Below are 12,314 nucleotides of genomic sequence, written 5' to 3' on the forward strand. Positions count from 1 at the left end.
TGACAACCCCGATTACTGGCGCGAAATGCGCAGGATAACGCCATCCGAATCATCTGTCAGGACCAGCAGCGCGCCGTCGGGTGCGGCGATCACGTCGCGCATGCGTCCGTAGCGGTCCTGCAACAGCCGTTCCTCGCCGACAATGTTTCCCGCCGCATCGCGGTCAATACGCACGAGCATCTGGTCCTTCAGAGCCGTCACGAGGAAGTCGCCGTCCCATTCGGGGAACATGGCGCCGCGATAAACGGCCAAAGCGCCGGGCGCAATGGACGGGTCCCAGTAGTAGATCGGTTGCTGGTAGCCGCTGGCCTCGGTGCCGATGCCGATCTTGGCGCCGGAGTAGTGCCGGCCGTAGGATATGACCGGCCAGCCGAAATTGAGGCCGGGTTCGGGACGGTTGATCTCGTCGCCGCCCCGGGCGCCGTGCTCTACGGTGTAGAGGACGTTGGTCTTGGTGTCGAAATCGATGCCCTGCGCGTTGCGGTGCCCCTTGGACCAGAGTTCCGGCAGCGCATTATCCGCGTTCGCATAGGGATTATCCGACGGGATCGAGCCGTCGGGATTGATGCGCAGCACGGCACCGGCATGGTCCATCGGGTCCTGGGCCCGGTCGCCGTCGCCGCGATCGCCGATCGTGAAAAACAGGCTGCCGTCATCGGCCACGGCGATGCGTGAACCGAAATGCCGGCCGCCGCGTGACTTGCGATCCATGGAAAACAGGACGGTGACATCGTCGAGACGCGCCTGCGATCCGTTGCGCACCAGGTTTGCCCGTGCCAGGGCCGTGCCCGCGCCGCCCCGGCCGGGCTCGGAATAGGTGAAATAGATAACGCCGCTGGTATCGAAATCACCGGAAAGCGCCACATCCAGCAGGCCGCCCTGGCCCCCGGTGGCGATCTTCGGCAGCCCGGAAATCGGTGCGGAGACCTTGCCATCCTTGACGAGCCGCATGCGGCCAGGCCGCTCGGTCACCAGATAGGTGCCGTCGGGCAGCACCGCCACGCCCCAGGGGTGTTCGAGACCGGTCGCAACCGTGTCGACATTGATGGCGACCTTGTCGGTGTTGTAGGCGTCCGTGGCGCCGGCCGGCGCCGTCAGGAAAAGAGCGGTCGCAACGGCAATGGCCAGACCGGGTTTGCGTGTCATGTTCTGCCTCGTCCTATCTCGATTGAGACTATTGTGGGCGAGAACATAGGGCCTGACCAGATGAGTTAAAGACCGGGGCAGCCTCGGCCTTGCCCTCCGCTTGGATACATTGCGCCTGGAGCGGCCGGTCGAGCGGTTTTGCCTCTACGACGAGATCGCCGAGCATGACAATGGAGGCGAAAACGGCAAGCGCGGCCAGATTGAACCTCCAGCGCGCACGCTTGGTTTCACGATTCCGGTCCAGATAGTCGGCGTCGAGTTCCATGATCTGCCCTCCGATCCGCATCTCGGTCCTGGTGGCACGCCGCGGGCATTGCCGCCGGTCGTGGGGTGGGTGACAGCGGTGCCCGCGGCGTGCCGGTGCCGGTCCAGCCGGTGGGACGATGAAACAGGCCGAAATGGACGCCAGGGCGACGGAATTTAGGCAGACACGGACATTTGTCGTGTTTAAAGTGTGGCAGGCATTAATTCGCTGTAAGGTGGCAGCGGTCCGCAGCGAAGATTGCCGTCAGGCGGCGCCGCGCCGGAAAAGCTGCGAAAAATCCGTCGGCGCGAGCTGCGGGCGGGCAAGCGCGTAGCCCTGGACCAGGTCGGCGCCGGCCCCCCAGGCGAGTTCCACCTGGAAATCCTTCTCAAGCCCTTCGATGACGACGGTCGCGCCGTCTCGACGGAAGCGGGAAACCGCATCCTTTAGCGCGGTAAAGCCGCTTTGGCTGTCCATCAGCCGCGCCACCCATTTGGCATCGAGCTTGATGAAATCCGGGCGGATCAGTTCAACCCGTCGCGCGTCGGACGACTGGGCACCGAAATCATCAACGGCGATCCTGAAACCGTATTCCCTCAGGCTCTCGACCAGATAGCGCACGCGGTTCGGAGACAGGGCGGGCTGCTCGGTCATCTCGCAAACGATATGGCGGCTGGCATGGCCACTGGCACCGACATCGGCTTTCAGGCGGCCGACCTGCGCGGCGACCTGACGGTTGCTCTCGTAGATGCCGGGATCGAAATTGAGAAACAGCAAAACATTTTCCGTCGGTTCAGCGGATGCGTTGATCAGGTGCATTTGCCGGCACAGCGCGTCGATCGCGATACGCTCCGCCTTGCCGACGCGTGAAAAGAACTCTGCCGGGCCAAAGGGCCGGCCGTTCAGGAAAAGGCGCAGAAGGCCTTCCATGCCGCGCAGGGCCAGCAAGCCCGAACCGTCGCGGCCGAGGATGGGTTGCAGCGCGGTCTTCAGAACGAACGGCCCGAAGGAACCGCTGCACGTGCCGTCGGCTTCCGGCAGGATGCGGCCGCTTTCCGTCTTCCCGGCCATTTCCGCTCCCAGAGGTCATCTCCTGATACACCGGGCCGCAAAATGCGGTCCCGGCCGGCTTGAACTTCTCGCCGTGATTCGACATAGGATTATACACGATCCGGAACGTGTCCTGGTCGCGTCCTAATTTCATAACTGGAGTTTCCGAAATGGCATTTCTTGCCGATGCGCTGTCACGCGTGAAGCCGTCCGCAACCATTGCAGTCTCGCAAAAGGCCCGCGAACTGAAAGCGAAGGGCCGAGACGTCATCGGTCTGGGTGCCGGCGAACCGGATTTCGACACGCCCGACAACATCAAGGACGCGGCGATCGAGGCCATCAGACGCGGCGAGACGAAGTATACGCCCGTGTCCGGCATCCCCGAGCTGCGAAAGGCGATTTCGGAGAAGTTCAAGCGCGAAAACGGCCTCGACTATGCGCCCGAGCAGGTGATCGTCGGAACCGGCGGCAAGCAGATCCTCTTCAATGCAATGATGGCGACGCTCAATGCGGGTGACGAGGTCATCATCCCGACGCCCTTCTGGGTGAGCTATCCGGAGATGGTGGCCATTTGCGGGGGCACGCCGGTTTACGCCGAAACGCGGCTGGAGGACGGCTTCAAACTGACGGCGGAAGCGCTCGAGCAAGCGATCACGCCGAAGACGAAGTGGCTTATCTTCAACTCGCCCTCGAACCCCTCCGGCGCCGCCTATGCCGAGGACGAGTTGCGGTCGATCACCGAAGTCCTGCTGCGCCATCCGCATGTGTGGATCCTGACCGACGACATGTACGAGCATCTCACCTATGGCGACTTCGCGTTCACGACGCCGGCGCAGGTCGAACCGGAGCTCTACGGGCGCACGCTGACGATGAACGGCGTCTCCAAGGCCTATGCGATGACGGGCTGGCGGATCGGTTACGCGGGCGGGCCGATCGAACTCGTCAAGGCGATGGACATGATCCAGGGCCAGCAGACATCCGGCACGAACTCGATCGCACAATGGGCAGCCGTAGAGGCCCTCAACGGCCCGCAGGACTTCATCGAAAGGAACAAGAAGATCTTCGAGGGACGGCGCGATCTCGTCGTGTCGATGCTCAACCAGGCGGCCGGCATTTCCTGCCCGACGCCCGAGGGGGCATTCTACGTCTATCCGTCCTGTGCCGGACTGATCGGCAAGACGGCGCCCTCCGGTAAGACAATCGAGACGGATGAGGATTTCGTTACCGAGTTGCTCGAGACCGAGGGCGTTGCGGTCGTGCACGGGTCGGCATTCGGCCTCGGGCCGAATTTCCGCATCTCCTATGCCACGTCGGAAGCGCTGCTCGAGGAGGCCTGCCGCAGGATCCAGCGGTTCTGTGCCGCCTGTACGTAAGGCGGCGCCGCGATCGCGGGGATGATGCATTGACAGCCCATTTATATAACTTTTATGTTAAATAACTGCTCTGTTAATATAAGCGCACGATGGGAGGAAATGGCATGCCGAATTTCGTATACGCCTATCATGGCGGCAAGCCTCCGGAATCGCCCGAAGAGGGCGCCAAGGTGATGGCCGCATGGAATGCATGGTTCGAAGCGCTCGGCGCGGCCGTCGTTGACGGCGGTGCACCGGTCGGCGCGTCCAAAACGGTGTCGTCGGGCGGCGTTAGCGATGGCGGCGGGGCCAATCCGCTGTCCGGCTATTCGATCGTCAGTGCCGACAATATCGACGCCGCGGTCGAGATGGCGAAGGGCTGCCCGATCCTCGAAGGCGGCGGCAGTATCGAGGTCGCAGAGGCGATGGAAATGTAGCCTCCAACACGGCCCGCAAGGCAGGCCAGACCGATCAACAATGAAAGCCGGCCGAAGGGCCGGTTTTCTTTTGGCTACAACCGGGCCGGCACACCAGATTGTGAAGACGTATGAATTGTGCATCCGGCTCGGCGGATTATGATCTGCGGCCGAACGGACCGTGCAGCGGGGAACCTGCCTGAGCCGTTGCGGAGGACGAGAATTGGCGCATATCATTCATCGAAAAGACTGGGCAATCAGCGAAAGCCTTGCCACGCCCGAAGAGGTGTTTTTAAGCCGGCGGCAGCTCGTCAAGGGCTTCGGCATGGCCGGCCTCGGACTTGCGGCGGCAGCGGCGCTGCGGCCCGGCCGGGGTTTGGCGGCGGCGGATCCGACCGCTAATCTTTATCCGGCCGAACGCAACGAGGCCTACACGATCGACCGGGAACTGACGCCGGAAGACGTCAATTCCATGTACAACAATTTTTACGAATTCGGATCGCACAAGCAGATCTGGAGGGCCGCCCAGGCGCTGAAAACCAGCCCGTGGGACATGGAAATCGACGGGCTTGTCGAGCAACCGATGACCATCGGCTTCGAGGACCTGGTGCGCAAGATACCGCTCGAGGAAAGGCTGTACCGGCACCGCTGCGTCGAGGCGTGGTCGATGACAGTGCCGTGGACCGGATTTGCGCTGGCCGACCTCGTTGCGCTCGCCAAACCCCTGTCGTCGGCCAAATATGTGCGGTTCGAGACTTTCCTCGATCCGGGCGTCGCGACCGGCCAGAAACAGCGCTGGTATCCGTGGCCCTATGTCGAGGGCGTGACGATCGAGGAAGCGGGCAACGACCTGGCGTTCCTGGTAACCGGTGCATACGGCAAGCCGCTGGCCAAACAGTTCGGCGCGCCGATCCGTCTCGCGCTGCCTTGGAAATACGGTTTCAAGTCGATCAAATCCATCAAACGCATCACCTTCACCGACACACGCCCGGTCAGTTTCTGGGAAGAAGTCGGACCCGCGGAGTACGGGTTCTGGGCGAATGTCAATCCAGGTGTGCCGCACCCGCGCTGGAGCCAGAAGCAGGAGCGCGTCCTGCACACGGGGCTTTATGTCCAGACGCAGATGTTCAACGGCTACGGCGACCAGGTCGCGCATCTTTATAAGGACCTGAAGGGCGAGAAGCTCTACATGTAAAAAAAACGGGCCTCGAGATTGCTCTCAGGCCCGTAGAATCGGAAGGTTTAAAAACGAAACCTCCAGAGGGGAACACAGCCGGCGAAGATGGTACTGGGAGGAATAGTCCATCCGTGCTCGCCGGCTCCTGCTGATATGTTTACTTAACGTGCGAATTGCAAGGCAGAGCTGTGCATGGCAGCTATGCAATTTCTGCAAGGCTGCGCAAACGCCCGGATTCAAGGCCTTTCACGGATGAGGGCGCGTGGTTTGAATTTTCCTAAGCAAGCGTCCAGACCGTGATATTCCGATCCAGACCGCGGATTTCCACGTCGTTGTGGGGCACCAGGCCGGACACCGCCTGATCTTCGCCGTCGACCTCGCTTCGCACGCGTTCGAGCAGTTCGTCGGTGGCGGCGAGCCTGACCGACAGTCCGCGCGTCAGCGCCTCGACGCGGCTGGCCACGTTGACCGTGTTCCCAATCACGGCGAATTCGAGGCGGTTCGCGCCGATGTCCCCGAGAACCGCCGGTCCGTAATGGAGCCCGAAGCTGGCCCGGATCGGCTGCTCGCCGGCGTTCTCGCGCGCCTTGTTCCATTCGGCAACCGAGGCGATCATGGCGCGCGCGCAGCGCAGCGCGTTGAACGCGTCCCGGTCGCTTGCAAAGGGCGTTCCGAATGTCGCCATCAGCCCGTCGCCGAGATATTTGTCGAGTGTGCCGTTGTGGCGGAACACCTCCTGCTCCATGCGCTGGTGGAACTGGCGCAGGGTCACGATGACTTCCTCGGAACTCCTGTCGGCGGCATAGGTCGTGAAGCCGACGATGTCGACGAAGAGGACGGCCACGTCCTGCGTTCGGATCTGTTTGAGCGGTTCGTCGTTGTTTGACAGTTCCTCGACCACATTGGGCGAGAAATAGCGGGCCAGATTGGCCCGCTCGCGCTCGAGTGCCGCGTGGCCCATCAAAAGGTCCCCGTAACGGCGCACGACAAGGGACAAGGTGATCGCGACGATCATGAACACGACGACTTCCTGAAGCCTGATATAGGCCAGAAAGTTGTTCGGGTTGAGGAACGACGCCAGTTCGAGGTCCGGCTGAAATGCCGCGATGGCCGCTTCTGTCAGGGCAATGTTATCGCTTGAGACGAACCAGGCGATTGCGAACGCAAGAAGCCACAGAGCCACGGTCAGGGTCCCCATCCAGCGCACGGTCCGCCAGGAATAGGCGAGCGCTCCGCCCGCGAGCAGGACATAAAAATACAGAAATCCCTCGAAGCGATACTGCATTGCCAGCGGCCATTCGTTGTCGGAAAACGGATTCGGTACGACAAACACAATCGTCATCAAGGCCAGGTCGCAGAAAATCAGAAGCAGTTCCGCGCCCGAACGGCCGACCCGGGCAACGCGAAGGTGCACCCACCCGATCAGGCTGAAGACGACCAGGAAGGCGCCGTAGTACAAAACCTCAAGATCGAAATTGATGAAGGGAAGCATGATGGCGATCGCCGCCATGGCGATCCAACGCGCCCTGACGGCGAGCTCGACGCCCTCGCGCTTGTGACGCTCAAGCGCGGCTTCGGCGAATTTGTTGGCGGCGTCATTTGTGTCCGGTGTCTCGTCCGTCGACCCGGATGCCGTCCCGCCGGGGACAGGTGCTGCGAGGCTGTTTGTCAATATCAGACTCCATGGAAAACGGAACTGATTTCGAAGATAACCGCGCCGCGACGCTATAGGAACCGGGCGCGGCGCGGCCCATGTGAGCAAGCCCGCGTCTAACGCGGCCTTTCCGTCATCAGCAAGGCGAACACGAACACAGCACCCAGCGATGTGGTGATGACGCCGACCGGCAGTTCCTGAGGGGCGAGCAGCACCCGCGCCAGCAGATCGGAGGCGGTCAGAAGCGCGCCGCCGATAATGGCCGCGACAACCGACAGGCGCAGGTGCAGTGCACCGACCAGCGCCCTTGCAATATGCGGCACCATCAGGCCGATAAAGCCGATCACACCGGAAACGGAAACGAAAATGGCGGTTGCGAAGGCGGCGGCAATGAACGCATTGCGCCGCAATGCGGAAACCGGGACGCCAAGGCTGTTGGCGGTCGCGTCGCCGGCCAGAAGCGCATCGAGTTTTCGATGCGACAAAATGGTGAATGCGACGATTGCCGCGGCGCCCAGAAGCACAAGGGGCAGGGTGCTCCAGCGCGCCAGGCCGAGACCGCCCAGCATCCAGAATATGACCGAATGGGCGGCCCGCTGATCTCCCGAGAAAACAAGAAAATTCGTCAGCGCCGAGAACAGGAACGAAACGGCAAGCCCGGCCAGGATGAGCTTTTCCGGCGCCGATGTGCGCAGGCGCGCGACAAGTCCGAGCACAATGGCCGTCGCCAGCATGCCGCCGCTGAAGGCCGCAAGCGGCAATGTCCAAAAGCCGAGCACGTCGCCGGTAACGGTTATGACGAAGACGGCGCCGGTCGCGGCGCCCGAGGAAAGGCCGAACAGAAACGGGTCGGCCAGGTCATTGCGCGTTGCGGTTTGCAAAACGACCCCGACGACGCCGAGCCCGGCACCGATCAAAAGCGAAAACAGCGCGCGCGGCAGCCGCAAGTCGAAGACAATGCGATCCATCGCGGACGGTTCGCCGTCAAGCAGGCCGAAGCCGCGAAGGATCGAGCGCGAGACTTCCGGTAAGGAGATGTCGGCCGAACCGTAGGCGACAGACAAAAGAAGCAGGGCGATCTGTACGATCGCCCCGATCAGAATGCAGAGCGCGAAGCGGTTCACCTCAGAACCGCTCGGGATGCAGGGCTTCGGCTATCTTGCGTATTGCGGCGATGTTTGCCGGTCCCGGGGTCAGTTCCTCGTAGCGCAGCCCGATCCAGCGGCCGTTCTTGACCGCTTGCGTCTGAGACATGACCGGATGGGCCTGGAGAAAGGCGAAGGTATCGGCCGCGCCGTTGCCGGTCTGATAGTCCAGCAGGATCAGGAATTCGGGATCGGCCGCCGCAACGGCCTCCCACGACGAGCGGCCCCAGCTCGTGTCCATGTCGTGGGTGACGTTTTTGCCGCCGGCCGCCGCGATCATCGCATCGGGGATGGCAAAGCGGCCGGCCGTGAACGGCGCGTCCGCCGGACCGTCGAGAAGAAATACGCGCTTGCCGCCGGCTTTGCCGACCGTGGTCTTTATGTCGGAAAGCTCCTGCCGCCAATCAGATACCAGCTTCTTCGCCCGATCTTCGACATGCATGATGCGTCCGAGGCGCAACATGTCCCCGAAAAGGAGTTCCATGCTGGCTTCCGGGCGGTTCTTGTCGAGGTGGACGCAGCTCTCGGTCAGCACCAGCGTCTTGATCCCGAAAGGCGCCAGCGTGTCGGGCGTCACCTCGCCGCCCGGTTTCATGCCGTAATACCAGCCGGCGAAGAACAGGTCGGGATCGGCCGAGACAAGATTCTCCACCGTCGGATACTTCGGAGCGAGCTCCGGAATGTCGCCGCGCAGGTCGTCAAAATCCGGGCTCGTCTTGTACCAGCCGGTAATGCCCGTCAGGCCGACGATACGATCCTGCAGCCCGAGCGCAAAGGCCATGTCGGTCATGTTCATATCGTGCACGACGATCCTCTCGGGTGTCGTCTCGAAAGTGAGCGAAGCACCGCAGTTCTCGACGGTGACCGGATCTGCCATCGCGGGCAGGGCGATGCACAGCGCGGCACACGAAAGAATGACTGACTTCATATAGTTTTCCTCTGGTTCAGTGGTTTGCGTTTCGAGAGATCGGGATATCGACGACCGACAATGTCCGTGCCTCGCTCGGATGCCGCACGCGGATGAGGTCCACCGCGAACACGTCCCGTATCAGGGACGGCGTCAGCACGTCCTGCGCCGGTCCGAATGCCCGCAAACGGGCCTGTTCGAGGACGGCAACCTGGGTGGCGAATTCCGGAATCAGGGCGATCTCGTGGACGATCAGCACGACCGTGATGCCGAGCCCCACGATCAGCGACAGGATTTTGCCCTTGGCATCGGGATCGAGGTGGTTGGTGGGTTCATCCAGGAACAGCAGCTTGGGATCTTGCGCGATCGCACGCGCAATATGGGCCCTTTGCCTTTCGCCGCCCGAAAGACGGCCGAGCGGTGCGTCCCGGAACCGCTCAAGTTGCGTCGCCTGCAGGGCTTTCGTTACGGCGGCGCGGTGGTCCTTTTCCGGCAGTTCGCTGCGCAGGGGCAGGCGGCCCAGCGCCACATAGTCTTCGAGCCGCAGCCTGCCGTCGGGACTTTCGAGCTGACCGACGAACGCAATGTCTTTGGCGCGTTCGCGCGGCCGCATCTTCGACAGATCGCTGCCGTTGAGCCGAACCTGACCGGGCGCGAGTTCACCAAGGCCCGAGATCAGCTGCAGCAGCGTGGATTTGCCGGCGCCGTTCGGGCCGGCGATCGCCAGGATGCTTCCGCGCGGCACGGCGAAGGAAACATCGTCGATCAGCAGGTCGCCATTGCGTGCGCTGTGGCAAAGGTTCGACACCTCCAGCACGGGAACCGCGGCATGCATCAGGCGACTGCCAACGGCAGGCGGCCGGGACCGGTAAATGAGATGAGCCCGTCTTCAGGGTGTCGCGTAAAGTCGCAAGATACTGCCATCGCTGCCTCCGTCCGAGCCGGATAACGGAAAGCAGGTGTTCGTTCTGTTGATCACGAATTGACGTGTCATCGAAGCCTCCGTCCGGGGCACCCCGCCCGGCTTGGTTGATCTCGTGATGGCAGGTTTCCTGACTTGCGGGTCTCTGCTCGGCTGTCCTTCCCGGCTATTGCCAGTGGCTTGTCAGCGTCGCTCTCCGCCTACAGTTGCGGGGGCAGTCACGGAATTGGCGCCTGATGGCTACACCTGACCGTGTTCCCTTTTACATTCCGGCGACACGCATGTGTCCCCGGAAACCATCGCGATTCATCTAGCAACAGTCTCGTTGCTTCGCAATTGATATTTGTGCGGATGGAAATTCTGCCCGTTGCAGGGCGTTATTGCTACTTGCCGCCGGGACGCGCGGGCCTCAGTACTTCCAGTTGCGCGCCTTGGAGATAAGGAAATCGCGGAAGGCCCTGAGCTTGGCCGAGCCGCGCAGCTCCTCCGGGTAGCAGAAGAACCCGGAGAAGGAGGGCACGTCCGAATCAATGTCGAGCTGCACAAGGCCGGCATCGTGGCCGACCATGTAGTCGGGCAGCATGGCAATGCCGATGCCGAGCTGTGCCGCCCGCTTGATCGACGGCATGTTGTTGATCTGCAGATGCGGCGATCGCGGATTGCTCGCCGGCCGGCCGGCCACTTCCAGCCAGTTGACGTCGAGCAGGTAATTCGGCGCGGGCTCGCCGAAGGTGATGATGCGGTGGGTGTCGAAGTCGCTCACGTGCTCGGGCTTGCCATAGCGGTTGAGATAGGCGGGCGATGCGTAGACATGCATGTGCACGGTGAACAGCTTGCGCTGGATGAGGTCCGGCTGCTGCGGCTGGCGCAGGCGGATGGCGCAGTCGGCGTGCCGCATGCTGACATCGAGTTCCTCGTTGTCGAGAAGCAGCTGCACCTCGATATCCGGGTACAGCTCCATGAACTCCTGCATGCGGTCGGTCAGCCAGCCGGAGCCGAGACCCACTGTCGTCGTGACCCGCAACTTGCCACTTGGATTTTCAGTCGTTTCGGAGAGCCGCACGCGCACGGCTTCGAGCTTGAGCAGCACGTCATGCGCGGTGCGGTAAAGCAGTTCGCCCTGTTCAGTGAGGATCAGGCCGCGGGCGTGACGGTGGAAAAGCGGAACGCCGATATCCTGCTCCAGCGCGCTGACCTGGCGGGAGATCGCGGACTGGGACAGATGCAGCTTTTCGGCCGCGTGCGTAAAGGACCCGGCCTCGGCGGCGGCGTGAAAAATGCGCAGTTTATCCCAATCGAGCGGCATGTCGGTGTTCCCCTCGCAACGGTCCCGTTATTCCGCGGCGTCGGCCATCGGTTCAAGTTCCGCCAGGAACTTCTCGGCCTCGAGCGCCGCCATGCATCCCATTCCGGCGGCGGTCACCGCCTGGCGGTAGATGTCGTCGGTGACGTCGCCGGCGGCGTATACGCCATCGACATCCGTCGCCGTCGAATCGGACGCCGTCCACAGATAGCCGTTGGACTTCTGCTTGAGCTTGCCTTCAAACAGGGAAACGGACGGCGCGTGTCCGATTGCTATGAACACGCCGTCGGTCGCGTGTTCGGTGATCTCGCCGGTCTTGACGTTCTTGAGCCGCACCCCGGTCACCGAAGGCGGCGTCGTGGTCTCGCCGGTGATTTCCTCGAGCTGGCTGTCCCAGACGATGTCGATGTTTTCCTTGGCCATCAGCCGTTTCTGCAGGATCTTCTCGGCCCGCAATTCGTCGCGGCGGTGCACCAGCGTGACCCGTTCGGCAAGGTTGGACAGGTACAGCGCTTCCTCGACGGCGGTGTTTCCGCCGCCGATGACCACAACCTTCTTGTTGCGATAGAAGAAGCCGTCGCAGGTGGCGCAGGCCGAGACACCGAAGCCCATGAAGGTCTGCTCCGATTCGATGCCCAGCCACTTGGCCTGTGCGCCGGTGGCGATGATTAAAGAATCACAGGTGTATTCCTGGCCTGAATCGGTCTTGATATGGAACGGGCGAACGTCGAGATTCACCTCCGTCACCAGATCGTTGACGATATCGGCGCCGACATTTTCCGCCTGTTTGAGCATCTGCTCCATCATCCACGGACCCTGCACGGTCTCGGCGTAGCCCGGATAGTTCTCGACATCCGTCGTGATCGTGAGCTGGCCGCCCTGTTCCAGACCGGCGATCAGCACCGGTTCGAGCATGGCGCGCGCCGCGTAGATGGCCGCTGTGTATCCGGCAGGTCCCGAGCCGATGATCAGGACACGTGCATGGCGAATCGTCATAG

At 62.2% G+C, this 12,314-nt stretch carries 12 protein-coding genes and 1 riboswitch; of the genes, 3 read left to right on the forward strand and 9 right to left on the reverse strand.

Annotated features, from left to right (window positions below; all coding sequences use genetic code 11):
- Window positions 1–12: 12 nt before the first annotated feature.
- The 3 genes from E4M07_RS20590 to E4M07_RS20600 form a co-directional block, all read right to left on the reverse strand.
- Complete coding sequence (locus E4M07_RS20590; protein WP_136660273.1) at window positions 13–1,146, reverse strand: PQQ-dependent sugar dehydrogenase; 1,134 nt, start codon at window positions 1,144–1,146, stop codon at window positions 13–15.
- A gap of 28 nt (window positions 1,147–1,174) precedes the next feature.
- Complete coding sequence (locus E4M07_RS20595; protein WP_136660274.1) at window positions 1,175–1,411, reverse strand: hypothetical protein; 237 nt, start codon at window positions 1,409–1,411, stop codon at window positions 1,175–1,177.
- A 243-nt stretch (window positions 1,412–1,654) separates the two neighbouring features.
- Window positions 1,655–2,461: an EAL domain-containing protein gene (locus E4M07_RS20600; RefSeq protein ID WP_136660275.1), complete on the reverse strand. Its 807-nt coding sequence runs from the start codon at window positions 2,459–2,461 to the stop codon at window positions 1,655–1,657.
- Window positions 2,462–2,610: 149 nt separating this feature from the next.
- Between E4M07_RS20600 and E4M07_RS20605 the strand changes: the two genes are divergently transcribed.
- From E4M07_RS20605 to msrP, 3 genes are all read left to right on the forward strand, one after another.
- On the forward strand, window positions 2,611–3,813 hold the full coding sequence (locus E4M07_RS20605; protein WP_136660276.1) for a pyridoxal phosphate-dependent aminotransferase: 1,203 nt from the start codon (window positions 2,611–2,613) through the stop codon (window positions 3,811–3,813).
- A 104-nt stretch (window positions 3,814–3,917) separates the two neighbouring features.
- Window positions 3,918–4,229 carry a YciI family protein gene (locus tag E4M07_RS20610; protein ID WP_136660277.1) on the forward strand — a complete coding sequence of 104 codons (312 nt, stop codon included), beginning with the start codon at window positions 3,918–3,920 and terminating at the stop codon, window positions 4,227–4,229.
- Between the two features lie 202 nt (window positions 4,230–4,431).
- Window positions 4,432–5,403 carry a protein-methionine-sulfoxide reductase catalytic subunit MsrP gene (msrP, locus tag E4M07_RS20615; RefSeq protein WP_136660278.1) on the forward strand — a complete coding sequence of 324 codons (972 nt, stop codon included), beginning with the start codon at window positions 4,432–4,434 and terminating at the stop codon, window positions 5,401–5,403.
- 259 nt (window positions 5,404–5,662) lie between these two features.
- Here msrP and E4M07_RS20620 read toward each other — a convergent pair whose 3' ends face one another.
- From E4M07_RS20620 to trxB, 6 genes are all read right to left on the reverse strand, one after another.
- The gene (locus E4M07_RS20620) at window positions 5,663–7,057 is read right to left on the reverse strand and encodes an adenylate/guanylate cyclase domain-containing protein (protein ID WP_206057328.1); all 1,395 of its coding nucleotides are present in this window, start codon (window positions 7,055–7,057) and stop codon (window positions 5,663–5,665) included.
- Between the two features lie 98 nt (window positions 7,058–7,155).
- The gene (locus E4M07_RS20625) at window positions 7,156–8,163 is read right to left on the reverse strand and encodes an iron ABC transporter permease (protein WP_136660279.1); all 1,008 of its coding nucleotides are present in this window, start codon (window positions 8,161–8,163) and stop codon (window positions 7,156–7,158) included.
- A gap of 1 nt (window position 8,164) precedes the next feature.
- On the reverse strand, window positions 8,165–9,112 hold the full coding sequence (locus E4M07_RS20630) for an ABC transporter substrate-binding protein (protein ID WP_136660280.1): 948 nt from the start codon (window positions 9,110–9,112) through the stop codon (window positions 8,165–8,167).
- Between the two features lie 16 nt (window positions 9,113–9,128).
- The gene (locus tag E4M07_RS20635; protein WP_136660281.1) at window positions 9,129–9,926 is read right to left on the reverse strand and encodes an ABC transporter ATP-binding protein; all 798 of its coding nucleotides are present in this window, start codon (window positions 9,924–9,926) and stop codon (window positions 9,129–9,131) included.
- Window positions 9,927–10,115: 189 nt separating this feature from the next.
- A riboswitch (cobalamin riboswitch) is annotated at window positions 10,116–10,329 on the reverse strand.
- Window positions 10,330–10,422: 93 nt separating this feature from the next.
- Window positions 10,423–11,319, reverse strand: a complete 897-nt coding sequence (locus tag E4M07_RS20640) for a LysR family transcriptional regulator (RefSeq protein WP_136660282.1) — start codon at window positions 11,317–11,319, stop codon at window positions 10,423–10,425.
- Between the two features lie 27 nt (window positions 11,320–11,346).
- Window positions 11,347–12,312, reverse strand: a complete 966-nt coding sequence (gene trxB / locus E4M07_RS20645; RefSeq protein WP_136660283.1) for a thioredoxin-disulfide reductase — start codon at window positions 12,310–12,312, stop codon at window positions 11,347–11,349.
- Window positions 12,313–12,314: the final 2 nt, after the last annotated feature.

Origin of the sequence: Nitratireductor sp. XY-223 (assembly GCF_004959855.1) — a bacterium.
In the GTDB taxonomy this organism is placed as follows: Bacteria; Pseudomonadota; Alphaproteobacteria; order Rhizobiales; family Rhizobiaceae; genus Hoeflea_A.